Source organism: Metallococcus carri, from assembly GCF_011440275.1.
Lineage (GTDB): Bacteria > Actinomycetota > Actinomycetes > Actinomycetales > Dermatophilaceae > Metallococcus > Metallococcus carri.
Genome location: NZ_JAAOIV010000001.1, coordinates 461,890 through 488,825, shown reverse-complemented (window position 1 = coordinate 488,825; position 26,936 = coordinate 461,890). Strand labels below are relative to the sequence as shown.

22 protein-coding genes are annotated in these 26,936 nt (G+C 69.8%); 10 read left to right on the top strand and 12 right to left on the bottom strand.

The window, feature by feature from the left end; translation table 11 throughout:
• Window positions 1-29: 29 nt before the first annotated feature.
• Entirely contained in the window at window positions 30-674 is a 645-nt protein-coding gene (locus tag G9U51_RS02355) for a LysE family translocator (protein ID WP_166192468.1), read from the bottom strand.
• 195 nt (window positions 675-869) lie between these two features.
• The gene (locus G9U51_RS02350; protein WP_166192465.1) at window positions 870-2,051 is read right to left on the bottom strand and encodes a nucleotide sugar dehydrogenase; all 1,182 of its coding nucleotides are present in this window, start codon (window positions 2,049-2,051) and stop codon (window positions 870-872) included.
• 115 nt (window positions 2,052-2,166) lie between these two features.
• On the opposite strand from G9U51_RS02350, the gene G9U51_RS02345 reads away from it, so the two are divergent.
• Both G9U51_RS02345 and G9U51_RS02340 read left to right on the top strand, forming a co-directional pair.
• Window positions 2,167-3,165: an LLM class F420-dependent oxidoreductase gene (locus G9U51_RS02345; protein ID WP_166192462.1), complete on the top strand. Its 999-nt coding sequence runs from the start codon at window positions 2,167-2,169 to the stop codon at window positions 3,163-3,165.
• Between the two features lie 23 nt (window positions 3,166-3,188).
• Window positions 3,189-4,361 carry an acyl-CoA dehydrogenase family protein gene (locus tag G9U51_RS02340; protein ID WP_166192459.1) on the top strand — a complete coding sequence of 391 codons (1,173 nt, stop codon included), beginning with the start codon at window positions 3,189-3,191 and terminating at the stop codon, window positions 4,359-4,361.
• A 6-nt stretch (window positions 4,362-4,367) separates the two neighbouring features.
• Here the strand turns inward: G9U51_RS02340 and G9U51_RS17730 are convergent, their stop codons facing one another.
• Window positions 4,368-5,717 carry an LCP family protein gene (locus G9U51_RS17730; RefSeq protein WP_328823264.1) on the bottom strand — a complete coding sequence of 450 codons (1,350 nt, stop codon included), beginning with the start codon at window positions 5,715-5,717 and terminating at the stop codon, window positions 4,368-4,370.
• A 49-nt stretch (window positions 5,718-5,766) separates the two neighbouring features.
• Between G9U51_RS17730 and G9U51_RS02330 the strand changes: the two genes are divergently transcribed.
• The 3 genes from G9U51_RS02330 to G9U51_RS02320 are packed head-to-tail and all read left to right on the top strand — an operon-like array spanning window position 5,767 to window position 8,709.
• On the top strand, window positions 5,767-6,822 hold the full coding sequence (locus tag G9U51_RS02330; protein ID WP_328823263.1) for a glycosyltransferase family 2 protein: 1,056 nt from the start codon (window positions 5,767-5,769) through the stop codon (window positions 6,820-6,822).
• Entirely contained in the window at window positions 6,819-7,643 is an 825-nt protein-coding gene (locus G9U51_RS02325) for an ABC transporter permease (RefSeq protein WP_166192456.1), read from the top strand. The genes G9U51_RS02330 and G9U51_RS02325 overlap by 4 nt, the downstream gene beginning before the upstream one ends.
• Before the next feature lies 1 nt (window position 7,644).
• Window positions 7,645-8,709 (top strand): ABC transporter ATP-binding protein, encoded by a 1,065-nt coding sequence (locus G9U51_RS02320; protein WP_328823262.1) that lies wholly within the window; start codon window positions 7,645-7,647, stop codon window positions 8,707-8,709.
• Between the two features lie 29 nt (window positions 8,710-8,738).
• On the opposite strand, the gene G9U51_RS02315 is transcribed toward G9U51_RS02320, so the two are convergent.
• From G9U51_RS02315 to G9U51_RS02305, 3 genes are all read right to left on the bottom strand, one after another.
• A complete protein-coding gene (locus tag G9U51_RS02315) occupies window positions 8,739-9,377 on the bottom strand; it encodes a CoA transferase subunit B (RefSeq protein WP_166192453.1) in 639 nt (212 codons plus the stop codon).
• A gap of 153 nt (window positions 9,378-9,530) precedes the next feature.
• The gene (locus G9U51_RS02310) at window positions 9,531-10,304 is read right to left on the bottom strand and encodes a CoA transferase subunit A (protein WP_166192450.1); all 774 of its coding nucleotides are present in this window, start codon (window positions 10,302-10,304) and stop codon (window positions 9,531-9,533) included.
• 24 nt (window positions 10,305-10,328) lie between these two features.
• The gene (locus G9U51_RS02305) at window positions 10,329-10,922 is read right to left on the bottom strand and encodes a TIGR03089 family protein (RefSeq protein ID WP_166192447.1); all 594 of its coding nucleotides are present in this window, start codon (window positions 10,920-10,922) and stop codon (window positions 10,329-10,331) included.
• A 63-nt stretch (window positions 10,923-10,985) separates the two neighbouring features.
• On the opposite strand from G9U51_RS02305, the gene G9U51_RS02300 reads away from it, so the two are divergent.
• From G9U51_RS02300 to G9U51_RS02290, 3 genes are all read left to right on the top strand, one after another.
• Window positions 10,986-12,623 carry an aldo/keto reductase gene (locus tag G9U51_RS02300; protein ID WP_166192444.1) on the top strand — a complete coding sequence of 546 codons (1,638 nt, stop codon included), beginning with the start codon at window positions 10,986-10,988 and terminating at the stop codon, window positions 12,621-12,623.
• Window positions 12,623-13,405, top strand: a complete 783-nt coding sequence (locus G9U51_RS02295; RefSeq protein ID WP_166192441.1) for an SDR family NAD(P)-dependent oxidoreductase — start codon at window positions 12,623-12,625, stop codon at window positions 13,403-13,405. The genes G9U51_RS02300 and G9U51_RS02295 overlap by 1 nt, the downstream gene beginning before the upstream one ends.
• 68 nt (window positions 13,406-13,473) lie before the next feature.
• On the top strand, window positions 13,474-15,021 hold the full coding sequence (locus G9U51_RS02290; RefSeq protein WP_166192438.1) for a glycosyltransferase family protein: 1,548 nt from the start codon (window positions 13,474-13,476) through the stop codon (window positions 15,019-15,021).
• Here the strand turns inward: G9U51_RS02290 and G9U51_RS02285 are convergent.
• A complete protein-coding gene (locus G9U51_RS02285; protein WP_166192435.1) occupies window positions 14,965-15,975 on the bottom strand; it encodes a PseG/SpsG family protein in 1,011 nt (336 codons plus the stop codon). The genes G9U51_RS02290 and G9U51_RS02285 overlap by 57 nt on opposite strands.
• A gap of 140 nt (window positions 15,976-16,115) precedes the next feature.
• Between G9U51_RS02285 and pseB the strand changes: the two genes are divergently transcribed.
• Both pseB and G9U51_RS02275 read left to right on the top strand, forming a co-directional pair.
• Window positions 16,116-17,105: a UDP-N-acetylglucosamine 4,6-dehydratase (inverting) gene (pseB, locus tag G9U51_RS02280; RefSeq protein ID WP_166192432.1), complete on the top strand. Its 990-nt coding sequence runs from the start codon at window positions 16,116-16,118 to the stop codon at window positions 17,103-17,105.
• Window positions 17,105-18,229: a DegT/DnrJ/EryC1/StrS family aminotransferase gene (locus G9U51_RS02275; RefSeq protein WP_166192429.1), complete on the top strand. Its 1,125-nt coding sequence runs from the start codon at window positions 17,105-17,107 to the stop codon at window positions 18,227-18,229. The genes pseB and G9U51_RS02275 overlap by 1 nt, the downstream gene beginning before the upstream one ends.
• Before the next feature lie 718 nt (window positions 18,230-18,947).
• Here G9U51_RS02275 and G9U51_RS02270 read toward each other — a convergent pair.
• From G9U51_RS02270 to pseI, 5 genes are read right to left on the bottom strand one after another with little or no spacing between them, the layout of a single operon-like run.
• On the bottom strand, window positions 18,948-20,747 hold the full coding sequence (locus G9U51_RS02270) for a hypothetical protein (RefSeq protein ID WP_166192426.1): 1,800 nt from the start codon (window positions 20,745-20,747) through the stop codon (window positions 18,948-18,950).
• Window positions 20,744-21,595 carry a hypothetical protein gene (locus G9U51_RS02265; RefSeq protein ID WP_166192423.1) on the bottom strand — a complete coding sequence of 284 codons (852 nt, stop codon included), beginning with the start codon at window positions 21,593-21,595 and terminating at the stop codon, window positions 20,744-20,746. The genes G9U51_RS02270 and G9U51_RS02265 overlap by 4 nt, the downstream gene beginning before the upstream one ends.
• A complete protein-coding gene (locus tag G9U51_RS02260; RefSeq protein ID WP_166192420.1) occupies window positions 21,595-23,979 on the bottom strand; it encodes a glycosyltransferase family 2 protein in 2,385 nt (794 codons plus the stop codon). Before G9U51_RS02260 ends, G9U51_RS02265 begins: the two co-directional genes overlap by 1 nt.
• A 45-nt stretch (window positions 23,980-24,024) precedes the next feature.
• The gene (locus G9U51_RS02255) at window positions 24,025-25,842 is read right to left on the bottom strand and encodes a glycosyltransferase (protein ID WP_166192416.1); all 1,818 of its coding nucleotides are present in this window, start codon (window positions 25,840-25,842) and stop codon (window positions 24,025-24,027) included.
• Window positions 25,843-25,847: 5 nt separating this feature from the next.
• The gene (pseI, locus tag G9U51_RS02250) at window positions 25,848-26,903 is read right to left on the bottom strand and encodes a pseudaminic acid synthase (RefSeq protein ID WP_166192413.1); all 1,056 of its coding nucleotides are present in this window, start codon (window positions 26,901-26,903) and stop codon (window positions 25,848-25,850) included.
• Window positions 26,904-26,936 lie beyond the last annotated feature (33 nt).

The window sequence follows — 26,936 nt, the reverse complement described above, 5'->3', positions numbered from 1 at the left end:
GCGGTCCTGACCACGCAGTAGGCGGGCGCCTAGCCGCGAGCTACGACCCCTATTCCGAAGACGCCGAGCACCGTGCCGGTGCACCGGTCCCACCAGTTCTGCACGCGGGGGCGGCTCAGAGCACCGCTGAGTGCCCCACCGACAAGGATGACAACAGTCCACGGGAGCACCCCGGTCACGACGTCGGCGAAGCCGAGGGCGCTGATCTGTAACCAGCTGGGGGTTGCGGCGGCCGGATTGACGAACTGCGGCAGCACAGCAGCGAAAAACAAGATGGCCTTCGGGTTGGTCATGTTGCTGAGCCAACCTTGCAGGAATGCTCGCCGCAGGCCGACGTCGTCTCCATCATCCGCAGCGTCAGGATGAGCTTGCTTGCTGGTCGGGGTCTTGCGATGCAGGGTGCCTGCCACGATGCGGCAACCGAGGACGACGAGATAGAGCCCGCCGACAATCCGGATCGCCGTCAGGGCCGCGGTGTAGCGAGCCAACAACAGGGACAGTCCCGCGGTGGCCAGCAGCATGTGACATGTCAGCCCGGTCATCGCCCCTGCCGCAGCTGCCATGCCCAGTCGGCGGCGGCGCACGGACCAGCGCATGACCAGCAGGAAATCTGGTCCGGGGATGAGGTAGGCCAGGAGGACGACACCGAGGTAGAGCGGCCAGTCGATTCCCATCGCGCCACGCTAGGTGATCGGCGCGGAGGGCTCTACGACCGTTCAGGTGGAGTGGCTCACCCACCTCGAGTGCCGCGAGTCGTCGGCGATGGGGTCCGTGACCTCTCGCGGGGCATTGGTGACGTTTCGCGGGGTATTGGTGACGTTTCGCGAGGTATTACTGACGTTTCGCGGGGCATTAGTGACGTTTCGGGGTTAGGCGTCGTTGCCGTAGAGGTCGCGGGTGTAGACCTTGTCGGCCACGTCATCCAGGTCGGGCACGCGCCGGTTGGCGACGATCAGGTCCGACCGCCGCTTGAACTCGCCCAGATCGCGCACCACCTCGGAGCCGAAGTAGGTGTCCTCCACCAGCTCCGGCTCGAAGACGATCACCGCAATTCCCTTGGCCTTCAAGCGTTTCATGATGCCCTGCACGCTGGAGGCGCGGAAGTTGTCCGAGCCGGACTTCATGATCAGCCGGTGGATGCCGACCACGCCCGGGTTGCGCGACACGATGTCCGCCGCAACGAAATCCTTGCGCGTGGTGTTGGCCGTGACGATCGCGCTGATCAGCGTCTGCGGCACCTCGTCGTAGTTGGCGAGCAACTGCTTGGTGTCCTTGGGCAGGCAGTACCCGCCATACCCGAAGGACGGGTTGTTGTAGTGCTTGCCGATCCGCGGGTCCAACCCCACGCCCTCGATGATCTGCCGGGTGTCGAGGCCGCGCAGCGAGGCGAAGGTGTCGAGCTCGTTGAAATAGGCCACCCGCATCGCCAGGTAGGTGTTGGCGAACAGCTTGATCGCCTCGGCCTCGGTGGAGTCGGTGAGCAGCACCGGCACGTCCGGCTCGAGCGAGGCCTCCAGCAGCAGGTCGGCGAACTCCTGGGCTCGCTCGCTCTTCTCACCGACGATGATCCGCGCCGGATGCAGGTTGTCCCACAACGCTTTTCCCTCGCGCAGGAACTCGGGGGAGAACATCACATTGCTGGTGCCGAGCCGGGTCGAGACGTCCTTGACGAAGCCCACCGGGATCGTCGACTTCACGACCATCACCGCGTCCGGATTGGCCTTGTGCACATCGGCGATGACGCCCTCGACGCTGGTGGTGTCGAAGTAATTCGTCTGGGAGTTGTAATCGGTCGGCGTCGCGATGATCACGAAGCGCGCATCGGCATACGCCTCGTCCTTGTCGGTCGTGAAGGTGAGGTCGAGCGACCCGCTCGCCAACTGCTCCTCGATCTCGGCGTCGACGATCGGCGACGCCCCCGAGCGCAGCACCTCGATCCGCGGCTCGCTGATGTCATAGGCGATCACGGGGTGCCGGGCGGACAGCAGCACGGCCATCGACAGACCGACGTAGCCGGTGCCGACGACGGTGATAGGGGTGGGCGCGGGCATGCGGCCCAACTTACCCGTCCGGTATGCCGACCCGTCCCGCCTCGCGCTCAACAGCCCGGTGAACATCGGGTGCGCACTAGGGTGACGCCGTTCCCCGAGGAAAGACAGGTGTGCGATGCGATTCGGTGTCTTCGTCCCGCAGGGCTGGCGGTTCGACCTGGTCGGCATCGACCCGGCGCAGCAATGGCGAACGATGGCCGACCTGGCCCGCCGCTTCGATGAGTCGACGCTGTGGGAGTCGTTGTGGGTCTACGACCACTTCCACACCACGCCACAGCCCTCGCACGAGGCGACCCACGAGGCGTGGACGCTGATGGCGGCGTTCGCCGCGATGACCGACCGGATCCGGCTCGGTCAGATGTGCACCTGTATGTCGTATCGCCAGCCCACCTATCTGGCCAAGGTCGCCGCCACCGTCGATCACGTGAGCGGCGGCCGAGTGGAGATGGGCATCGGCGCCGGCTGGTACGAGCACGAATGGCGCGCCTATGGCTACGGCTTCCCCGGCGCGGGGGAGCGGCTGACCAGGCTGCGCGAGGGCGTGGAGATCTTCGCCCAGATGTGGACGCGCGGCGAGGCCACGCTGGCCGGCAAGCACTACCAGGCCGATGGCGCCTTGTGCTACCCGAAGCCGCTGCAGCAGGGACGCCACGGCATACCGCTGTGGGTCGCCGGTGGTGGCGAGCGCAAGACGCTGCGGATCGCGGCCGAATATGCCGACTACACCAACTTCGGCGGTGACGTGGAGACCTTCCGGCACAAGGATCAGATCCTGCGCCAGCACTGCACCGACCTCGGCCGCGACCCGCAGGAGATCGTCCGCAGCACCAACGTCAACATCGTGATCGGCGCGAACGACCAGGAGATCGACGACCGCTTCGCGGCGATGGTCGACCGGTTCCGCCGGGGCGGTTTGGCGCAGGACAAGCTCGACGCGGTCGCCAAGCAGCGCAGCGCGATCGGGGTGGGGACTCCCGAGCAGATCGTCGAGCAACTGAGGCCGCTCAAGGATGCCGGGATGGGTTACCTCATCGCCTATTTCGCCGAGGCGGCCTATGACACCTCCGGCATCGAGTTGTTCGAGCGCGAGGTCGCGCCCGCACTCGCCGACTGATACCCGTGAGTAGGATCGCGGCTGTGACCGGAAACACCGACTTCGACCTGTTCCAGATCTCCGAGGACCACCAGGCCCTGCGCGAGGCGATCCGCGCGATCGCCGACGACAAGATCGCCCCGCACGCCGCCGAGGTGGACGACAAGAGCGAGTTCCCGCAGGCCGCGCACGACGCGCTGGTCGCCTCCGACTTCCACGCGCCGCACGTGCCCGAGGCGTATGACGGGATGGGGGCCGACGCGCTCGCCACCTGCATCGTGATCGAGGAGGTGGCCCGCGCGTGTGCGTCCTCCTCGCTCATCCCGGCGGTCAACAAGCTCGGCTCGATGCCGGTGATCCTGGGCGCCTCGGAGGAGGTCAAGCAGACCTACCTGCCGCCGCTGGCCAAGGGCGAGGGGATGTTCTCCTACGGGCTGTCCGAGCGGGAGGCCGGCTCGGACACCGCCTCGATGAAGTGCCGGGCCAAGGCCGACGGCGACGACTTCATCCTCAACGGCCAGAAGTCGTGGATCACCAATGCCGGTGTCTCCCAGTTCTATACGGTCATGGCGGTCACCGACCCCGACGGCGAGCGCGGCCGCAATATCACCGCCTTCGTGGTCGAGAAGGACGACGAGGGCTTCTCCTTCGGCGAGCCAGAGCGCAAGCTCGGCATCAAGGGCAGCCCCACCCGCGAGCTGCACTTCGACAACTGCCGCATCCCCGCCAGCCGGATGGTCGGCGAGCCGGGCGAAGGGCTGAAGATCGCGCTGCGCACCCTCGACCACACCCGCGTCACCATCGGTGCGCAGGCGGTCGGCATCGCCCAGGGCGCGCTCGACTATGCCGTGGGGTATGTCAAGGAGCGCAAGCAGTTCGGCAAGGCGATCGCGGAATTCCAGGGGCTGCAGTTCATGCTCGCCGACATGGCAATGAAGCTCGAGGCCGCCCGCCAGCTGGTCTATGTCGCGGCCGCCAAGTCCGAGCGCGGCGACGCCGACCTGACCTTCTTCGGCGCGGCGGCCAAATGTTATGCCGCCGATGTCGCGATGGAGGTCACCACCGACGCGGTGCAGCTGCTCGGTGGCGCCGGCTACGTCAAGGACCACCCGGTCGAGCGGATGATGCGCGACGCCAAGATCACCCAGATCTACGAGGGCACCAACCAGATCCAGCGGATGGTGATGGCCCGTCAGGTGCTCAAAGGCATCCGCTAGGTCGTCCTACGGCGCAGCGTTCGGGGACTGGTCGTTGCGGAGCGCGTCGAACAGCGCCGGTGCCCGCACCGGGTCGAAGATCTCGACCGACTGCCCGGCCCGCATCGCCGGGTTGACCGGCACCTGCACCGACTGGCCGTTGCTGTTGATGTTCTTCAGCGTCCACAGCGTCGTGAAGGCCTGGTAGGGCGACATGTCCTTGTTGACCGCGACCCCCGCGGCGCCGGCCTCACCGATCGACTTCAGCCGCCACGGCAGCAGCGCGTTGGACGGCGTCGCGATCTTCTTGGTCAGCGCGGCGAGGAACTCACGCTGGTTCTTCACCCGGGCGAGATCGCCCTCGGCGAAGGCGTGCCGCGAGCGCACATAGCCCAAGGCGTTCTTGCCGTCGAGGTTCTGGCACCCGGCGGGCAGGTTGATGTGGGCATAGGGATCGTTGACCGCCTTCGGCAGACACATCGTGACGCCGCCGACAGCGTCGACCACCTTGGCGAAACCGCCGAAGCCGATCTCCATATAGCGGTCGATCCGCAGGTTGGTGGCCTGCTCGACGGTCTGCACGAGCAGCTGCGGACCGCCATACGTGAAGGCCGCGTTGATCTTGCCGTTGCCCCGGCCCGGTATGTCGACCCACGAGTCGCGCGGGATGCTCATCAAGGTGGGGGTGCCGCTCTCGGGCATGTGCAACACCATGATCGTGTCGGTGCGGGCGGTGCCGCCGCCGACATTCGAGCCACCGGTGCCGAGGTTGTGCGCCTCCTGGCTGCTCAGCCCCGCGCGCGAGTCGGAGCCCACGAGCAGCACATTGGTGCCCTTGCCGGCCGCCGGCCGGTTGCCCGCCGGCCAGGCGTCGACCTTGGTGACCTTGCCCCACGCCGCCATACCGGCCCACAGCAGCGCGCCCACCCACAACGCGACGATCAGGACGAGGACGGTCACGATCTTGAGGAAGGGGCGCTTGCGACGGCGCGGCGCGGGCTCGGCAGCGGGGGTCGCACCGGGCCGCGGACCCCGGGGGCCACGCGGGTCGCGCGCATCACGAAGGTCGCGCGGGTCTCTCGGACCACCCGGGCCGCCTGACCCGACGCCTCCCGGGCCGCGCATCGGACGTCGCCCGGGATCGCCCGCGACGGGGCGACCCGGCGGGCGGGCACCCGGCGTGCGCCCGGCAGGCATCACCCGGGTGCTGTCGTCGGTGCGGCGCGGCAGCTCGCGCGTCGCGTCGGGATCCGCCGGTTGCGGCCGTCGCGGCCGCGTGGGAATGGCCCGCGAAGCGTCGTCGCGTTGCCCGCGGGCGGCCCGGCCACCGCCCTTGCGGGTATCGAAGATCATCGCGTCGTCATCGTCGTGGGACACCGCGACAGGGTAACCGGGACCGCTGAGGGCAGCCTGTAGCCTGGAGCGCGTGCCATCGCCCGACCAACCCGCTCAGCGCGGGATCTCCGTGGTGATGCCCATCCTCAACGAAGAACGCCACCTGGCGGAGTCGGTCGCTGCGATCACCGAGCAGGACTGGGATGGGCCGCTCGAGATCATCCTGGCCCTCGGGCCGTCCACCGATGCCACCGACGACGTCGCCCGCCGGCTGGCCGCGTCTGATCCGCGAATTCGCTTGGTAGACAACCCAACTGGGCTCACTCCGGAGGCGCTCAACCTGGCGATCGGGCAGGCGGCATACGACATCGTCGCGCGCGTCGACGGGCACGGGCTGCTGTCGCCCGGCTACCTGCGCACGGCCGCCACGACCCTCGCCGAGACCGGCGCGGCCAATGTGGGCGGGATCATGTATGCCGAGGGCACGACCCCCTTCGAGCGGGCGGTCGCGTGTGCGATGAAGAGCCGGATCGGCGTCGGCGGCGCGCGCTTCAAACTCGGGGGCCAGGCGGGGGAGGCCGAGACGGTCTACCTCGGCGTCTTCGACCGCGGCTGGCTGCAGCGCGTCGGCGGCTATGACACCCGCTTCCGCCGCGCGCAGGACTGGGAGATGAACTGGCGGCTGCGCGCGCTCGGCGGCACGGTCTGGTTCACCCCGCAGATGCGGGTCACCTATCGCCCGCGCGGCACCTTCGCCACCCTCGCCTCGCAGTACTTCCAGTACGGCACCTGGCGCCGCGTCGTCGCCCGCCGCCACAAGGGCTCGATCAACGCCCGCTATCTCGCCCCGCCGGTGGCCGTCGCGGCGATCGCCGTGGGGGCCGTGGGTGGTCTCGTATGGCGTCCGCTGTGGCTGGTGCCCGCGGCATACCTCACCGCGATCGCAGCGGGCGGGTGGGCGATCTCCCAGGGCGAGCCGGCGAAAGTCCGGGCGCTGGTGCCACCGGTCCTTGCGACGATGCACCTCGCCTGGGGCGCCGGCTTCCTCACCAGCCGGGTGCGGCTTGCGGAGGACGTCCAGGATCCTCCCAGCAACGGACCACTACATTTGGCGAGCCCAGGACAGCAACAGCTAGGACCACGATGAGCTATGCCACCCGGATCGGTCGGATCTACGCCGACCGCAAGATCCTCTGGACGCTGGTGCGTCGCGATCTGCGGATCCGCTACGCCCGCAGCGTCCTCGGCTATCTCTGGACGCTGATCGACCCGCTCGCGATGACCCTGGTCTACGGCCTGGTCTTCGGCATCATCTACCGCGCCCGCGGCGAGGGCAGCAGCCAGGGCAGCCCGTTCGTCCTCTACCTCGTCGCCGGTCTGCTCGCCTGGAACTGGTTCAACAACGCGATCAACGAGACCTCGCGGGCGCTGTATGCCGAGCGCCTCCTCGTGCGATCGACGAACCTGCCGCGCGAGATGTGGGTCATCCGGGTCGTGCTGTCCAAGGGCATCGAGCACCTGATGTCCTTGCCGATCCTGTTGGGGTTCATCGCGTTCTTCGCCTGGCGCGGCGATGTGGCGGTCAACTGGCGGATCGTCTACTGGATCCCAGCGCTGATCATGGAGTTGCTGCTGTGCATCGGCATGGGGCTGGTGATGGCGCCGGTGACCGCGCTCGTCGACGACTTCGTCCGGCTGGTGCGGATCGGGCTGCGAATGCTGTTCTACCTGACCCCGATCGTCTATTCCGCCGAGATGCTCGGCAAGCGCGCCCCGTGGGCCAAACACCTGCAGCAGTTCAACCCGTTGACCGCGATCAACGACATGTACCGGCTCAGCTTCCTCAAGCCCGGGGTGTCGCCGGACTATCACGCGTGGATCGCCGGTGGCGTCGTCACGCTGCTGTGGCTGGTCTTCGGTCTGTGGGTGTTCCGCAAGCTCGAGCCGGCCGTGCTGAAGGAGATCTGAGATGTCCGACACCCCGCCCCTCGGCCCCGTCGGCGAGCCCGTCATCGGCGAGAACGGCAAGACCCGCTGGCGGCCTGAGCGCCGCGCGAACGACCCGGCCGGTTACGACCCCGAGCACAAGCGGACGATGGCGGATTACGCCTTCCCGGACGTGCCGAGCACGGTGGAGTGGAAGACGCAGGAGGGCCAACCGGTCATCGAGGTCGACAACCTCGGCATCGAGTTCCTGCGCGGCCGCCGGCGCAATCTGTCGCTGCGCGAGATCATCTTCACCGGCAAGAGCGCGCACAACCGGGAGACCTTCTGGGCGCTGCGCAATGTCAGTTTCACCGTCGGTCGCGGCGAGGCTGTCGGCCTCGTCGGCGGCAACGGTGGCGGCAAGTCGACCCTGCTGAAGATGATCGCCGGCACGCTGCTGCCCGACGAGGGCCAGGCCCGGGTCGGCGAGGGCGTGGCGCCGCTGATCGAGCTGACCGGTGGCTTCATCGGCGAGCTCACCGCGCGCGAGAACATCTTCCTCACCGCCGGCCTGCACGGTATGTCGCGGGAGGAGACCGAGGCGCGCTTCGACGACATCGTCGACTTCGCCGGCCCGGCGGTGCGCGACGGGCTCGACGTGCCCTACCGGCACTTCTCCTCCGGCATGCAGGTGCGCCTCGGCTTCGCGGTGATCACCTGCCTGGACGAGCCGATCATCCTGGTCGACGAGGTGCTCGCCGTGGGCGATGCGGCCTTCCGGGAGAAGTGCTACAACCGGATGGAGTCGCTGCTCGACCAGGGCCGCACGCTCTTCCTCGTCTCGCACTCGGCGAGCGACCTGCTGCGCTTTTGCACCCGCGGGCTCTACCTCAACGGCGGCACCCTCGTCGGCGACGGGCCGATGGACGAGATCATGGACCGCTACCTCAGTGAGCTCATGGGCGACGACTACCAGCAGCCCTCGCTGGAGGAGCGCGAAGACCAGCGGCTGTCGCGCGAGGACGCCAAGATCAAGCGCCGGCTGCGCCGGGAAGCCGAGCGGGCCAAGCTTGAGGACGAAGCCGCCCGCCGCGCCGTGCTCGGCTAAGGCTGTCGGAGTCTGTCGCGCAGGCGAGCTCAGCCCAGGTCGGTGGTGAAGCTCGCCGCGGTCGCTTCGCGCACCTGCTCCTGCGTCACGCCCGGCGCGAGCTCGCGCAATACCAGCCCCGTGTCGGTGACATCCATAACTGCCAGGTCGGTGATGATCCGCTGCACCACCCGCTGACCGGTCAGGGGGAGCGTGCACTCGGGCAGGATCTTCGGCGAGCCGTCCTTGGCGACATGTTCCATCAGCACCACGACCTTCTTGGCGCCATGCACCAGGTCCATCGCGCCGCCCATGCCCTTGACCATCTTGCCCGGGATCATCCAGTTGGCGATGTCACCGGTTTCGGACACCTGCATCGCCCCGAGGATCGCCGCGTCCACCTTGCCGCCGCGGATCATCCCGAAGGACAGCGCCGAGTCGAAGATGCTCGCCCCACGCCGCAGCGTCACCGTCTCCTTGCCGGCGTTGATCAGGTCGGCGTCGACCTGATCCTCGGTCGGATAGGGACCCACGCCGAGCAGGCCGTTCTCGGACTGCAGCACCAACTCGACGTCGTCCGGCACATAGTTGGGCACCAGCGTCGGCAACCCGATGCCGAGGTTGACGTAGTCGCCGTCCTGCAGCTCCGCGGCCGCCCGCGCCGCCATCTGCTCCCGTGTCAACGCCATCAGCCCTGCCCCCTCACCGTTCGCTTCTCGATGTTCTTGGTCGAGCTCTCGGCCCGCGCGCACGTCGCCGTCACTGTGCCTCGCCTTTCGTTGCACGGACCGTTCGCTTCTCGATGTTCTTGGTCGAGCTCTCGGCCCGCGCGCACGTCGCCGTCACTGTGCCTCGCCTTTCGTTGCGCGGACCGTTCGCTTCTCGATGCGCTTCTCCGCCACTTGCTCACGTGTCAACGGCACCACCCGGTGCACGAAGATCCCCGGCAGATGCACCCGGTCCGGGTCGATCTCACCCGGCTCCACCAGCTGCTCGACCTCGGCGATAGTCACCCGCCCGGCCATCGCACACAACGGGTTGAAGTTGCGGGCACTGGAGTGGAAGACCAGATTGCCGTGCCGGTCACCGACCGCCGCCCGCACCAGCCCGAAGTCGGTGCTGATCGCCTCCTCCAGCACGTACTCGCGGTCACCAAAGGTGCGCGTCTCCTTCGGCGGGGACGCGATCGCGACCGAACCATCCTCGGCATACCGCCACGGCAGTCCGCCCTCGGCGATCTGGGTCCCGCCGCCCGTCGCGGTGAAGAACGCCGGTATGCCGCAGCCGCCCGCCCGCAGCTTCTCCGCGAGCGTCCCCTGCGGGGTGAGCACCACTTCGAGCTCACCGGACAGATATTGCCGCGCGAACTCCTTGTTCTCCCCGACGTATGACGCCGTCATCCGACGAATGCGCTTGTCCTGCAACAGGATTCCCAGACCCCAGTCGTCGACTCCACAGTTGTTGGAGACGACGTCGAGGTCGGTGACACCCGTGTCGTGAAGAGCCTTGATGAGCACCATCGGCATGCCGCAGAGACCGAAACCACCGACCGCGAGCGACGACCCGGTGGCAATGTCGGCCACCGCGTCCGCGGCGGAGGAGACGACCTTGTCCATGTGACGCAGGCTACATCCGGGCGGTCAGCCGGCCGTCGCCCCCTCGGTCTCGGCGATCTCGGCCCGCCGCTGCGGTGTGGCATTCCGCACCAGCACGACTGACCCGTCTGCCGCGAGCAGGTCCAGGACGCGCCGCAGCGTCTCCACCCCGTCACCCTCCAGCAACTCCCGGTCGGCGCCGGCCGGGCGGATCAGGTCGGCATACGTGATCGTCCCGAGAGCAGCATCGGTCGGCGCGGGCACGACATACGGCGTGAAGACATCCGGCATCGACATCAGCGGGCTGGGGGACAGGGAGCGGGTCGGTTCGACCAGCTCGGCGTCGGCGAAGCCGACCGTCACCTCGGCATCTGCGTCGAGCAATACCGTTGTGCCACAAGCCCATCCGGCGAGCGCCCAGTAGACGCACCGCCAATGATCGGTCGGCAGCCGCAGCCCGAGGGTGGTGCCGACCGAGACATCGGCTTCGTCCTGCAGCCAGTTGCCGGCCTTGGCGACCCAGTTGGCGAGCACCCGGCCGGACAGCTCGATCCGCTCACCGGTGCCCTCGTCATACCAGGTCACACGGGGGCGCGCGGGGTCGGCGAGCAGGGCCGGCAGGAGAGCCTCGATGCGCATCCTCCGAGCGTAGGGTGGCGTGCCGCGGCACGGCAGCCCGCACCGGCCGATAGCGTCCAACACATGATCCGTGTGGTGATCCAGTCGCGCCTGTCGTCCACGAGGCTGCCCGGCAAGGCGATGCTGACGCTCGCGGGTATGCCGGCCGTGGTGCTGACCGCGCGGCGGGCCGGCAATACCGGCATGGATGTGGTGGTCGCCACCAGCGATCAGTCCGACGACGACGTGCTCGCCGAGGCGGTGCAGGCCGCGGGCGTGCGCGTCTTCCGGGGCTCGCTGCACGACCCGCTCGGCCGGTTCGTCGCGGCCACCGCCGACCTGGCCGACGACGACCTCGTCGTGCGCCTCACCGGCGACAACGCCGTGCCCGACGGTTCCTTCCTCACCGAGCTCGTGGACACCATGGAGGCAGCCGGCGAGGACTACATCCGCGTCACCATGGCCGATATCTACGGCGTCGGCGCCGAGGTGATCCGCGTGCGGCTGCTGCGCGAGGCGGCCCGGGACGCCACCGACGCCTTCGACCGCGAACACGTCACGCCGTGGGTGCGCCGGCATACGGCCGACCTGGACTTTGTGCCGACCCTCGCCGCTGGCGACCCCGCCCGGGTGCGCTGCACCATCGACACGCTGCAGGACTATGTCGTCGCCGCGACCGCCCTCGGCCGGGTCGACGACGCGGTGCGCGCGCCCTGGCGCGACCTGCTGCGGGCCTGGGCAGGAGCGGGCGGCGCGCTGCCGACCCCGCTCGCCGGCAGCCGTGACAACGCGATCGCGCAGGGACCCTGGGTGCTCGGCGCGGTCCAGCTCGGCATCACCTATGGCGCCGCCAACAGCGTCGGCCAGCCGGACGCCGTGGGTGCCGCTCGCATCCTCGCCGTCGCGGCCGCCTCGGGTGTCACGCATGTCGACACGGCGCGGGCGTATGGCGAGTCCGAAGCCCGCATCGGTGCCTCGCTGGCGCACGGCCTGTCCGAACGCATCGGCGTGGTCACCAAGATCCGGCCGCTGGACGACCTGGCCCCGGACGCGACGACGGGCGCGGCGCGCGATGCGGTGGCCGCCTCGGTGCAGGAGTCGCTGCGGCTGCTGCGGTCCAGCACGGTGGCGGCGTTGCTGCTGCACCGCTGGGCCGACTGGGGCAAGGGCGGTGGCGCGGTCGCCGACGCGCTGGAGCAGGTGCGCGCCGACGGCATGACCACGGTGATCGGCACCTCGTTGTCGACCCCGGCGGAGCTGATCGAGGCGCTGGGCGACCCCCGGCTCGGGTACGTGCAGTTGCCCTTCAATCTCGCCGACCGCCGCTGGACCGCGCCTGAGGTGCAGGAGGCGCTCGCCGCCCGTCCCGACGTGATCTGCACCGCCCGCAGCGTGTTCCTGCAGGGGCTGCTCGCCGCTCCCGACGCCGCTCGCTGGCCGGTCAACCTGCCCGACGACGTCGCCGCCATCCGCGCCGGCCTCGACCGGTGCGTGCAAGAGCTCGGCCGGGCCAGCGTCGCGGACCTGGCGGTCGCCTATGTGCGCGGGCACGAGTTCGTCACCTCGGTCGTGCTCGGCGCCGAAACCACCGACCAGGTGCGCAGCCAGGCCGAACTCATGGCCCGCCCCGCACTCACCCGCGCGCAGATCGCTCGGGTCGACGAGGTGCTCCCAGCCGGCAGTGCCACACTGATCGACCCCAGCAGCTGGAAGGTGGAGTGATGGTGTCGGACAGTGCGCGCCTGTTCCGGTTGGACGGCGCGACCGCGGTGGTGAGCGGCGCCTCCGGCTGGCTCGGCCGGGCCATGGTCGGGGCGCTCGCGGAGGCCGGCGCCACCGTGCACGCGGTCGGCCGCGACACCGGCCGACTCCGCGCAGCGCTGGACGGGCTGGAGGGTGACATCGCCCTCCAGCAGGCCGATGTGACCACCGACGCCTGGCCCGCCCTGCTCGGCTCCCTGTCCCGCATCGACGTGCTGGTCAACAACGCCCATGTGGGTCGTGGCGGCTCCCTGCGCACCGCCACCGCCGCCAACTTCGACGAGGCCTTCGACCTCGCGGTCAAGGCGGCCTGGGCCGGCATCAACGCCGCCCGCCCCGGTCTGGCCGCGGCGGTCGCCGCCGGGTCGTCACCCTCGATCGTCAATATCTCCTCGATGTATGGCGTGGTCGCGCCGGACCTGTCGATGTATGCCGCCGAGGAGGGCCGCAACCCGCCGTTCTACGGCGCGGCCAAGGCGGCACTGCTGCAGCTGACCCGGTATGCCGCGGCCGAACTGGGCCGGGACGGCATCCGGGTCAACGCGATCACGCCGGGTCCGTTCCCCGCGACCGCCGCGCAGGCCGACCCGGCCTTCGTGCAGTCGCTGCAGGACCACACCCTCACCGGCACCATCGGCGCGCCCGACGACATCCGCACCGCGCTGCTGTTCCTCGCCTCGCCGCATTCACGCTTCGTCACCGGTGCCACGATCCCGGTGGACGGCGGCTGGACCGCCCGCTGACGGTGACCACGGCGCATCCAGCCGTAGACTCGAACCGGCCCGGTCGAGCGAAGTTCAGGGGGATCGCCGTGGACCTGGGGGAACGTACCGGCACGTGGGTGCAGCGGTTCACCGGCGGCTGCCTGCTCGCCGTGGTGCTCCTGGTGCTGGTGCACCCGCGCCCGTCGATCTACCCGCCCGACCGCTGGGTCGTCACTCCCGTGGTGCTGCTGGTCGTTGCGGCCGTCGCCGCCTTGTGGTGGTCCGGCCGGTTGCGCTCGCCATCGTGGTCCGAGCGCGCCTGGCGGCGAGTGGGCCTCGGCGCGGGTGTGGCGTCCACGCTCATCGCCGGGCTGGTGGCGTGGGGTTCGGCATACCGCACGACCTGGGACGCCGAACTGGTGCACCTGGCGTCATACAGCAAGTTCAGCATGAGCCAGCACGCGGCCTATTTCTCCCGCTTCCCGAACAACCGCGTCCTGCTCGCAGTCGCCCGCCTGGCGAACACGCTCGACCGGGAGGTCGGTGGTGGCTACGCGCTGTGGTGGGCGATCGTCAACACGCTGATCGTCGCCGGCACGGTGGCGTTGGTGTGGTGGTGCGCCCGGCGGATCGCCGGAGCCCGCGCGGGGGCCTTGTCGTTGGTCCCCTTCACGCTGCTGGTGTCCCTGTCGCCGTGGCTGTCGGTGCCCTACACCGACCTGCTCGCGCTGTGGTCGCCGGTCGCGGCGCTCGCAGCCAGCCTGATGGCGATCGAGCGTCGCGGTGCCCGCGCCGCGCTCTGGTGGGCCATGACCGGGGCGAGCCTGGGCGTCGGGTACGCGATCAAGGTGACGCCGCTCGTCGGCCTGGTCGCGGTGGTGCTGGCGATCCTGGTGCGGCGCGGAGCGTGGCTCACCCGGGCCGCGGCGATCGGCGTGTGCGCGGTGGCCTGCCTGGTGAGCGCGTGGGGAGTCAACCAGGCGGCCATCTCGATGAGCGGCCTGTCCGGGCTGACCCCGGGCATCAGCGCCTCGCCGTGGACCTATGTCGCGTCCGGCATCCGCACGAGCCCGGGCATAGGCGGGGGCGTGTACTACGGCCTGTTCAGCGACGACATCGAGCACCGCACCACCGGGCTGCCGACCGGGCAGCAGGCGCAGATCGCCCGGCAGATGGTCCGCGACACGATCGAGCGGCGCGGCGCGCGCGGGATGGCGTCCTTCGCGGTCAACAAGACCATCTTCAACTGGGGCGACGGCACCTTCTGGGCCTACGGCGAAGGGCACGACCGGTTCGAGCCGCCGATGCGCTCGGACCCCGTCTCGCGTGCCGTGCAAGGGTTCGCCGCACCCTCGGGCTCGGCGTGGCAGCTGCATGTCGATGTCGCCCAGATCGGGTGGCTGCTGCTGCTCGTGCTCGCCGGCGTCGGACTGCTGCGGTCGCGGTATCGGTTCGACCTGCTGGTGATGGCGACCTCCCTGCTCGGGATCGCCGCGTTCACCGACCTGTTCCAGGGGCGCTCGCGCTATCTGCTCGGGCATGTCCCGATGATCTGCGTGCTCGCCGCGGTGGTCCTGCCGATCGCGCTGGCGCCCCGGTCAGCGAGCGAGGAGCCGGTCGACGACGCGCCGGCGGCCGAGCCCGTCGAACCGTGACCTCCCGCGCTGCGCCAACTCCCCGCGGTATGCCGGGTCGCCCGTGAGGCGGGTGAGGGTGTCGAGCGCGAGTCGGCGTTCGGCCGGGTCGCCGCTGCGCAGCGCCTCCAATCGGCCCGCCGCGCCGACCACACCGGTCGACAGCGCGGCCGCATAACCGGGCTCCTGGTTGTCCACCACACACACCACGGCGGTGGGCACCCCCAGGCAGGCCAACTCCCAGACCGTCGAACCGGCGGCTGAGACCGCCGCGTCGCAGCCGGCGGCGACGGCTGCGAGGTCGCGCTGGGGACCGAGCACCTCCAGGTGTTGCCCGTCGGTCACGGGCAGCCTCCGGAGTGCGTCGGCGGTGGCCGGTTGAGCGGCAATCGCCTTGAGCGCCATGGGTTTCCCCGTCTCCAGCAGCAGTGGCACCACGGTCGCGGCCGCGTCATAGGGGTCGGTGCCACCGAAGACCGCCAGCACAGTAGGGGGAGCGGACTCCTGCCACGGCAGCTCCCGGCGATGCTGCAGCACCTCGTCGCGAAACAGGGTGTAGTCGGTGCCGGCGAGCACCTCCGCCTGCGGGTTGGCATAGCGACCCGAATCAAGCCGGGCGGCGAGATTCTGGTCGAGGTAGAGGTCGGCCACCTGGCCCGCGCCGAAGTCGCCATCGGCCAGGGCCAGCAGGCGAATGCCCCTGTCCCGCAACGCAATCCCCACCTGCGGGGAAAGGTCGTAACCGTCGAGCACGGCGTGACTCACCGGCGCGGACGATAACTCCCCGGCGGGCACGGGAGCCAGCCCGGCTGCGGCATACGCCTGGGTGACCCAGGGGACCGAGAACTCGCCGAACACGGTGACCGGCACCCCGCGGGCAAGCAGCTCCTGGGCGAGGGCGAGGCAGCGGATCGCGTGCCCCACACCGGTGCTCGGCGCGGCATCCACCCGGATCGCTACGCGCTCAGTGGTCATCGCAGGTCCTCGTCGGGGGCGGCCCGCCGTGTCACGGGCGGGGGTCAAGGCGGCTCGATGTTAGCCTTTTCCGGTGGCTCCGGCCCGGACTGAACCGGTGGAGCCGTCCGGTCAACGTCCACTCCACGGGAGCAATACGCGTGAGCATTCTGCAAGGGGCCAACGTCCTGGTCACCGGTGGTACCGGGTCCTTCGGCAAGGCGTTCATCACCAAGCTGCTGAACGAGATCGGCCCCAAGCGCGTCGTCGTGTATTCGCGCGACGAGCTCAAGCAGTGGGAGACCCGGCAGCTGTTCAAGGACGACCCGCGGCTGCGCTGGTTCATCGGTGACGTGCGCGACCTGGACCGGCTGCGCCGCGCGATGCACGGCATCGACTATGTCGTCCACGCCGCGGCCCTCAAGCAGGTCGACACCGGCGAATACAACCCGCACGAGTTCGTCAAGACCAACGTGCTCGGCAGCCAGAACGTCATCGAGGCCTCGATCGACTCGGGCGTGCAGAAGGTCGTCGCCCTGTCGACCGACAAGGCGTCCAGCCCGATCAACCTGTATGGCGCGACGAAGCTGACCGCCGACAAGCTGTTCATCCTCGGCAACCACTACGCCGCGGCATACCCGACCCGGTTCGCCGTGGTGCGCTACGGCAACGTCACCGGCTCGCGCGGCTCGATCATCCCCAAGTTCCGCGCGCTGCACGAGGCGGGCGAGTCGCTGCCGATCACCGACCTGCGCTGCACCCGCTTCCTCATCACGCTGCCGCAGGCCGTCGACATGGTGCTCGACACCTTCGAGATGATGCAGGGCGGCGAACTCGTCGTGCCGCACATCCCCTCGCACATGGTCACCGACCTCGCCCAGGCGGTCGCCCCCGGTGCCAAGATGCACGACATCGGCCTGCGCCCCGGCGAGAAGCTGCACGAGGAGATGATCAGCGAGGAGGAGGGCCGCCGCGCGGTCACCGTCATGGACGGCAAGTACTACGTGCTGCAGCCCGAGCTCGCCACCTGGGGTTACGAGCCGCCGAAGGACGCCGTGCCGGTGCCTGCTGGATTCCACTGCGCCTCGGACAAGAACGACCTGTGGTACTCCGCCGAGGACATCCGCGAGCTGTTGGACTCGGGCATCTGATGCTGCCCTACGGTCGGCAATCGATCGACCGGTCCGATATCGACGCCGTCGTCTCGGTGCTCCAGGGCGACTGGCTCACGACCGGGCCGGCCGTCGACACCTTCGAGCGCGAAATCGCTTCTCTCGCAGGGCTTTCCGGACAATCCGTGTCAGTGACGTCGGGCACCGCCGCCCTGCACACGGCATACGGCGCCATGCAGTTGAAGCCCGGGGACGAGATCGTGACGACCCCGCTCACCTTCTTCGCGACGGCGACCTGCGCGATGTGGTTCGGCGCCAAGATCGTGTTTGCCGATGTGTCCGAGGACACCGGCAACCTCGACCCTGAGGCGGCAGCCTCGGCGATCACCTCGCGCACCCGCGCGGTGGCGGGCGTCGACTATGCCGGGCATCCGATCGACGCACCCGCGCTGTCGAAGGTCGCCCACGACGCCGGTGCGCTGTTGCTCGAAGACGCCGCGCACTCGATCGCGGGCACCCTGGACGGTATGCCGGTCGGGTCGCTCGCCGATGTCACGACGTTCAGCTTCTTCCCGACCAAGAACCTCACGACCGCCGAGGGCGGCGCGGTCGTCGCGCGCGACGCGGACCTACTCGAGCGGGCGCGGCTGTTCAAGTCGATTGGTTATGAGCGGGTGCCCGAGCAGATGGCGGAGCACGGCGGCTGGTACTACGAGGTCAACTCGCTGGGCCTGAACTACCGGCTCCCCGATGTGCTGGCCGCGCTGGGTTCGAGTCAGCTGAAGCGGCTGCCGGCGTTCAAGGCGCGACGCCAGGAGATCACCGACCGTTACAACGCGGGCTTCGCTGACATCGACGTGCTGCGCACGCCGGGCCACCGAGCCGGCGCCTCGCCGATGTGGCATCTCTACCCGCTGCGGATCCTCGACGGGCGACGCCGGGCGTTGTTCGATCACTTACGCGCCAACGAGATTGCGGTGCAGGTCAACTACATTCCGGTGCACCTGCAGCCGATCTTCGCCGAGCAGGGTTACCGGCCTGGGATGTTCCCCGTGGCCGAGGCCTACTCGGACGCCGAGATCAGCCTGCCGATGTACCCCGACCTCACCGACGACCAGGTCGACCGCGTCATCGACCTCGTCCGCACTTTCGTGGGCGCCTGAGCAGCACCATCGCTGGTTGAGCAAGGCCACCACGTCGCCGGTTGAGGAAGGCCGAGGCACGAGGCCGCCTCGAAACCACCCCGCCCCTTGCGATGCCTCGCCGCGGTGCTGGGTGGCGGGAGGCGGCGGCACCGCTTCGGGATGCGCCCCACCGGGAGGGGCGCCTTCGGCGCGTGCGGCGCCGCCGCCCAGCGCCCGCCGGAGCATCCCTCGAGCGGGCCGCCTTCCTCCCGCCTGCCCGTTGGTCGTGCGGCCCCAAGCCACTGGTTGAGGAAGGTGCGAGCCTGCGCGCCGTCCTGAGCAGGGCGAGGCACGAGCCCGTGTCGAAGGGAGCACCGCCTCGAAACCGCGAGACCCGCGGCGAAGCCATCGAACCGCCCGGAACGCCTGACAGCACGGCTATGCACCGACCGTTGTCAGGGGATGAGGCGGGTTTCGTGCCGGTGGTGCTGACGACGGGCGTCATGGTCGGCGGGTGTCAGGGGATGCGGCCGGTTTCGTGCCGGTGGTGCTGACGACGGGCGTCATGGTCGGTGGGTGTCAGGGGATGCGGCCGGTTCCGTGCCGGTGGTGCTGACGACGGGCGTCATGGTCGGTGGGTGTCAGGCGCTGCGGCCAGATTTGGTGCCACTGGTGCTGACGGTGGGCCCCACGGTCGGTACGGCGAAGGCGCGCCCCTGGGTTGGTGAGAGTGCGCAGCTCGGCGAAGGCGAATGCGTCAGGCCTTGCTGCGCATCTGCTTTTGCCGCTGACGGCGCTTCACCACCCGGTTCACCCCCGCGGTGAGCTCACCAAAGCTGCGCACTTCGGAGGTGCGCTTGACCAGCTTGGCCACCGACGTGCCGGTCGACTTGCTGGCGGCCAGCCCGGCACCCGGTGACTTGCGCAGGTTGCGGATGACGTCCTCGCGGGTGCGCAACTGCTTGTCGCGGAAGCCGATCGTGCGCTCCAACCCGGCAATGTGACCCTGGGCCTCGCCGAGTTCGCGGCGCGCGGCGTCGGCGTCGGCGAGGGCGGCACGCAGGTCGGTGGTGACGACCGGCGCGGCCTGGGACAGCGCATCGGCCAGCTCGCGACCGCGGGCCAGGCTCGCGTCATCGGCCGTGCCGCCGGCCATCTCGACCCAGGTGGCGGTCAGCGCGGCATCGCGCACGTGATGCGGCCAGGGCAGCCGCACCCGGGCCCGCACGAAGGCGTCCTGCAACAACCAGAATGCCGCCGCCAGCGCCTCGTCCACACTCACCGTCGTCGTCCACGCGCGGATGTCGAGACCCGGCCGCACCGACCCGCCGTCGAGCACGGTCGTGGTCGTCGTCAGCACCCGCCGCTCGGTCACCGGGACCGTCTCGACGAGGCCACCGAACTCGGCGGCGAGGCGGCGGAACTCCGGCACGTCGTCGGTGGCCGCGGCATACCTCAGCAGTTGGTGCAGGGTCGGCGACAGCGCGACCCGAGATGGCGCGAGCGACGGTTCGACTGTCACCAGCGGCGAAGGCTCGCTCGCGGCGGGTGCCGGCACATAGCGCCCCGTCTCCGACGGCTGGGCGGTGTCGCGAGAACCACCCGGCGCGAACCGGGCGTCCGGCCAGGCGACCGGTTCGCTGGTGCGGATCGAGGTCCAGCCGGGCTCACCGGTGGCGGCGAGGGTCGCGGTCAGCGCCCGGTCTCCGGCCGCCGTGATGACATCGCCCGCCACCCGGCCACCGACGATGAGCAGCGCCGCGTCCGCGGCATCGGCCACCCGGCCGACGCGCACGAGGCGGGTCACCTGCTCGTCCGGCGCGGCCAGCAGCGGCCGGTGCGTCGCACCCGCAGCGGCGACGAGCAGGTCGGTGAGATTCTCCGCCTCCCGCGTGACCCGGGAGTTGACCGCGGCTCGCGGCGCGGCGGGCGGGCCGAAGAGCAGTAGGTCATCGACCTCTCCGGCCCGGACGGCGCGCACCGCGGCGACGAAGCCGGCATGGTCGACCGGCCGCGTCGTGTCCGTGTCGACCGGCCGCCAGTCGTTGTCACCGTGGCGCTGGTCCTCCGGCCGGGCGTCGAGCACCGACGCCGGCGCGGTGTCGAACTCGTGCGCCACCGCCAGCACACCGCCGTCGGTGGTCAACCCGGCGAGCATCTGCAGCTGGTCTGCGAAGGACACCCGCTGAGCGTCGTATGACGTCAGCCGGTCCACTCCCGCGACCGCGATCACCAGGTCGTAGGGCTGGGGGTTGTCGGCGACGAGGCCGTCCAACGCTCCGGCGATCACCCGCACGCCGGTCAGCTCCGCGCCGAGACGCTCGGCGTCGTCGGCGCCGCGCACGAGCAGGTCGACCGAGCGGCCTTCGCCGGCCACTGCGCGCACCGTGTCGGCACTCGTGGGTCCGGCCACGAGCACCCGACCGGTGACCGAGGAGGCCAGGTCGGCGAGCACCGAGGTCAGCACGGGGCCGCCGGCGGGGAAGTTCTCACCCTCGTAGTCGGTCCACGGCCGCATCTCTCCGCGCACGAGCTCGTAGGTCGGTTGGTCGGTCATTCGTTGCTCCCATCGAACATCGTGCGGCGCACTTCGGCCGGCGTCAGCAGGTAGCGTGCCCCGAGCTCTTCCCGGGTGATCTGCTGGGCGACCCGCTGGTCGATGTCCTTGCCGATCAGGTCGGGCCACAGACGCTGCACCCGGGCGTATCCGCCGAACCGCGGGTCTTCGCCTTCCATCATCATCGGGTCGCCGTAGACGGCGATCTCGCAGCCGGCGGCGGCGCCATACAGGATGGCGGTGGCCAGCCGGTTGCCGGCGACGCGCTTGTGACGGCGCATCGCGGTGAGCTGCTTGTAGAGGAATTCGGTGTCGGTGCCGAGATAGGAGAACCCGCGGCGGCCGAAGGAGATGACCTCGAAACCGGCGTCGAGATAGGCATTGCGGATCTCGGGGCGGTCGTATTCGGTGTAGTAGAGCGAGAAGGTGACCGGGCCGTCCTCGGTCTCGCGGATCTCATCGATCAGGCGCTTGTGGTCGCCTTCGATCTTGCCGCCCTCCCAGCCGTGGAAGAGGAACCACAAGGTGCCCTCGCGCTCGACCGGCTTGCGGTTGGTCTCCGGGTCCTCCAGGAACCCCAGCTCCGGTTCGAGGCGCTGCAGGTAGAGCCAGGGCGCGCCCACCACGGTGTAATTGCGCCGGCCGAGGGCGTAGCCGCGCTCGGCGATCCGGGGGCTCCACACATAGCGCACCGCGCCGTCGAAGAACTCGTGCGTCGGGTTGTACCCGTCGGCGACATTCCAGCCGTGCTGTAGGTAGCCGCGCAGCCGCGGCGGGTGCCGGTCGTCGAGGCCGGCATACCTCGCCAGGATGTGGCTGTGGCCGTAGTAGTGGTTGTGGTGGTGCATCAGCTCACCCTCGGGGTTGAGGACGGGGACTTCTCGCGGACGTCGACGTGCAGGGTCTCGGCACGTGGGGCGATCGTGCCACGGCGTTCACCCTCGATCACGACCCAGGGCGCGGCGGCCACGAGGAAGGGCTCGGGGATCACCGAGGTCGACAGGTCCCGGGAGTCGGAGGTGGCGAAGAGGGCCCAGTCGACGATGCTCGCGAGCGGGTCGATGTCGCTGGTGCGTTCGCCGGGGGAGAGCAGGTCGGCCGCCGGGACGCGCAGCTGCCAGGTGCCGTCCTCGGCCACCGTCGTGGCCGAGCTCTCGACGAAGTCCTCGGTGCCGGGCAGATAGCGCCGCCAGGCGATCCGCCAGTCGGCCGTGCCGGTCCAGTCGCGCCCGCGCACGATGATCGTGGCGGCGCCGGGCGCGCCATCGGTGCCTTCCGTGCCGACCAGCTCGACCGCGTCCGCGGTGAGCCGGACCGCCGACTCGGTCAGCACGGTGAAATTGCCCTGGGTGCGGGTGAGCCGGAACTGGTGATCGTCGATCTTGGCCGCGACCGTCTGCGGGTCGCCGGTCCACAGCAGCGAGTGCAGCTCGCCTGCCGCCTTCACGCGCACCGTGCGGTGTGAGGTCTGCAGGAAGGGGTCGTCGTCGGCGGTGTTTTCCTGGATCTCCCGCAACGACAGGCGCGCGGTCAACACCGTATGCCGACCGCGGATCTCGCACTCCGCGGGGAAGTTCAGCGGCTCGGCCCATCGGCTGCCGGACAGCACCACCCGGGCGACCTGCAGCGGGCGCGGCAGCCGCGCGGTGATCACCAGATCCGTCCCCTCGACCGTGGCCGACCGCAGCTCCCAGGGGCGTTCGACGAAGCGCACGGACAGGCTGCCGTCGCGGAAGGGGGAGGGCTGGGCCCACCAGTCGTCGCCGAGGAAGGAGCCGGGTTGCCAGGTGGCGCTGCCGGCGCGCAGCCCGCGCAGCAGACCGTTGCGACGGATGCCCTTGCTGGCGATCTGTATGTCGAACCGCACGGGCGCGTCCTCGTCCCCCCAGGCCCGCAGCTTGTCCCGCGGTATGACGAACTCGAAGCCCACCGCGGACAGCTGGCCATGCGAGTCGATGTCGTCAAAACGCTTGAGCGGCAACAGTTCTCGCACCTTGGTGGACACGGCGCGCACGGTGATCGTGGAGTCCGGGCCGGACCGGATGTGGCGCACCTCGGCGGTGCCCCGCACCACCAGACCGGCGTCAGTCCAGGCGATGTGGTTGACCGCCGTGCGCAGGTTCATGTCCGTTGTCGGGGTGAGGAAGACATCGCGCGGCAGATACCTGCGGTCGTGGCCGGGATAGCGGTATTCATAGCGTCGCGACCGCGGCCGGACCTTCACCGCGCGGGCGCCGCCGCGCAGACCGCCCTCACGCCGGAAGACCGCCAGCTCGCGCAGCAACTCCACATCGCGGTGCATCATCGCGTGATACTGCAGCCGGTCGTAGCGTGTGCGCTTCTCGAGCGCATCGAAACTCAGCCGGCCGACGAAATCGTGGCCGAGGTCGAGGAAGCGGTCGACCTCCGACTCGGGCACATCGGCGAAGGCCTGCACGATCGCTACGAAGTCGGTCTCGGCGAGCATCACGTGGGTGCGCAGCCGCACATCGGCGGGGGCGCCGGCGACCAGATCGATCACCATGCCCGCCGAGGTGACCCGGTCGAGCAGGTTGTCGTAGCGGAAGACCTGCTGGGTGATCGAGTCGCCGGACTCGCGCTCGCGCCAGTAGTAGACCGGCTCGGCCAGCATGTCCACCGTCGATGCCTCGAGATGCGCGCGCAGGGTGACCGGGTAGTCCTCGTAGCGGATCGCGGGGAACTCATAGCCGAACTCATCCCAGAAGCTGCGCCGATAGACCTTGTTCCAGACCATCCGGTCGCGGGCGAGCACCGGCTGCTCGAGCACGTGGGTGACATATCGCGTGCGCTGGAAGGGCAGCTGATGGGCCCAGGAGGGCTTGACGCCGCCGCTGTTGTTGAACCGGCGCGCGTTGCCGCCGGCGAAGGAGGATCCGGTGGTCTCCAGGGCCGACACCATCCGGTCGAAGCCGTGCCGGGTCACCAGGTCGTCGGAGTCGACGAAGGTGAGGTAGACGCCGTCGGTATGCCGCACGCCGGTGTTGCGGGCCGGACCGAGGCCGGCGTTGTCCTGGGTGATGATCCGAAAACGGGAGTCCCGCGCCGCCCATTCTTCGGCGACCGCCCGGCTGCCGTCCGGCGAACCGTCGTCGACCATCACCACGTCGATGTCCTGATAGGTCTGCGCCGCAATGGAGTTCAGACAGTCACCGATGTAATCCTGCACCCCGTAGAACGGCACGACGACCGACAGCAAGGGGCGGGCTCTCATGGGGAAGGGGTCCTCGGTGACGGGGGCGCGGAACGGTGCCCCAGCCTAGCCAGCCGGGGTCCCCGCGTCGCGCAGGCGGCGGGCCCGTCGCAGCACCAATCCTCCGGCGGTGTCCCGAGTGAGGCTCAGCTCGTCGGCTCCGGCGCGGACGGTCGCCGGGGCACCGGTCAGCCGCACCGGGCGTCCGTCGGCGAGCAGCACCGGCCGCTGGGAGCTGCCGGTCACCGGGTCGTCGGGCGGGTCACCGGCGACCAGCGTGGTGGCCTCGGTCGTGCCGTCCAGGTCGAGGGGCAGGTCGGGGGTGGGCGCGGGTCGCTGGACCACGGCCGGCATACCGGAACCGGTGGCGGGGCGCAGGGTGAACCGGGAGCCCTCGGCGCTCGCTCGCACGACGACCGGGTCCGCGACCCGGGTGAGCTGCAGCCCGTCCTCGCCCTCGACCAGGTCGACCCAGTGGTCTCCGACCCGATGTATGCCGGGTGTGCTCGCCTGTGCGTCGAAGGTCACCGGGCCGGCCCACCGCAGCGGTCCGGCGCGCAGCGTCAGGTGCAGGGCAGCGGGGGCCTCGAGGTGGTCCAGGCCGCCCACCGTGAGGTCGACCAGCACGGCGTGGCCGGCTGGGCGCACCGCCTCAACCGTCACCGGCAACCCGCCGGCCGAGGCGCTCGCGCGGACCCGCCCGGCGAAGCTGCCGCGGATGCGTGCGCGCACGGTCAGGAGCAACCGGTCGCCGTCCCAGCGGGCGTCCTGCAGCGTTGCCCGCAGGAGGCGCGACCCCAGGGGGTTCTGACGCAGCCCGGAGCGCACCACGGCGCCGGCGAGCAACGGCAGGGCAGCGGGGCGAGGTCGGCGGGCGAACTCGGTCGCCAGCGCACGGCCGCCGCCACCGAGCCGCCAGCGGGCCAGGCTGCGCGCCAGCGGCAGGTCACCGGCGAGCAGGCTGCGGTGCAGCAGTCGGGCGATGTGCGTGGCGTCCGCGCCGGCCGAGGCGGGGAGCAACCGGGCGAGCTCGACCGCCATACCCTCGACGGCCGGACGGTCGGCGGGTGGCACGGCGACCATCGCCAGGCACAGCGAGACGAGATCCACGTGCACGAAATAGCCCTGAACCGCTTGTCGCACAGCGGAATTCGCGTCGTGATGGGCGAGCACGTCGAGCACCATGCGGGCCGACTCGAAGCGCTCGCGAGCGTTGCCGAGGTCAGCGACCTGCTGGGTGATCGAGTCGCCGGACTCGCGATCGCGCCAGAAGTAGACGTGGTCGGCGAGCACGTCGACGCTGCTCGCCTCGAGATAGGCGCGCAGGGTGACCGGGTAGTCCTCGTATTTGATCGCGGGAAACGCCAGCCCGTGCTCGTCCCAGAAGCTGCGCCGGTAGACCTTGTTCCACGCCATCCGGTCCTTGGTGAGGATCACGGTCCGGTCCAGCGTGGTGCGCAGCACGGTCTCGGCGAAGGGGTCGGCGTGCGTCCAGGACTGGTAGACACCGCGGTCCGCGCTGAAGCGGTAGGCATTGCCGCCCGCGAGGTCGGAGCCGGTCTGCTCGAGGGTGCCGACGAGCGCGGTGTAGGCCCGCGGCGGCACGACGTCGTCGCTGTCGACGAACGCGAGATAGCGGCCGGTGGCGTGGGCGACGCCGGTGTTGCGGGCCGGGCCGAGGCCCGCGTTGTCCTGCCGGACCAGCCGGAAGCGGGGGTCGGCCGCGACGAACCGCTCGGCGATCGCCAGCGAGCCGTCGGGGGAGCCGTCGTCGACGAGGACCACCTCGATGTCCTGCAGCAATTGATCGCGCAGGGAGACCAGGCACTGCTCGAGATAGGCCTCGACGTTGTAGAAGGGGACGACGACCGACAGCAGCGGCATACGGCTCAGATCAGGTCCCAGGACAGCGGGGTGCCCTTGGGGGTGTCCTTGCTGAACGTGCGTCCTTCGACGCGCGCGAACTCATCGGGCGCGAGGCCGTTGGCCGGGCGGATCGAGCGCACATTGTCGGCGGTGACGGGCTCCCCGGCCTTGACGTCCTGCACGACATAGAGCGAGCGGCGGAAACGCAGCCCTTCCTTCTCCTGCTGGCGGGCTCCGATGCGCGGCTGGCCGAGGCACTGCCAGGCGATTTTCGATTGGGAGACAAGGGCTTTCAGCTCGTCGGGCTCGGAGGAGAAGGCCGCGTCGACGCCGCCGCCCTCGCGGGCGAGGGTGACATGCTTCTCGACGACACACGCACCGAGAGCAACCGCCGCGATCGGCGCGCCGATGCCGATGGTGTGGTCGGAGTAGCCGATCAGGGTGCCGAAGGTGTCGCCCATGACCGGGATGCCGCGCAGGTTGCTCTCGCTCGGGTCGGCCGGGTAGTTGGCGGTGCAGGCGAGCACGACGATCTGCTCGTTGCCGACCTCGCGGGCCGCCTGCACGGCGGCGAAGATCTCACCGACCGACGCCATGCCGGTCGAGATGATGATCGGCTTGCCCTTGCTCGCTGCGAGCCGGATCAGCGGCAGGTCGACGATCTCGGAGCTGGCGATCTTGTAGGCCGGGACGTCCAGGCTTTCCAGCAGATCGATCGCGGTCGGGTCGAAGGGCGAGGAGAAGGCGTCCAGGCCGAGCTCGCGGGCGAGGTCGAAGATCGGCTCGTGCCACTCCCAGGGGGTGTGCGCCTCCTCGTAGAGATCCCACAGGGTGCGCCCGCCCCACAGCTCGTGCCCCTCCGACAGCCGGAAGTCGGGCGCGTCGGACTGGATGGTGATGGTCTCGGGCTTGTAGGTCTGCAGCTTGATCGCCTGCGCGCCGGAGTCGGCCACCATCCGGACGATGTCGAGCGCCTTGTCCAGCGAACCGTCGTGGTTGCCGCTCATCTCGGCGATGATGTACGGCTCGTGGTCGGCGCCGATGTCGTGCCGGCCGATGCGGATGGGTGATTGCGTCATACGGGTAGCCTTCTTCGCACGGCGGGGGTTTGT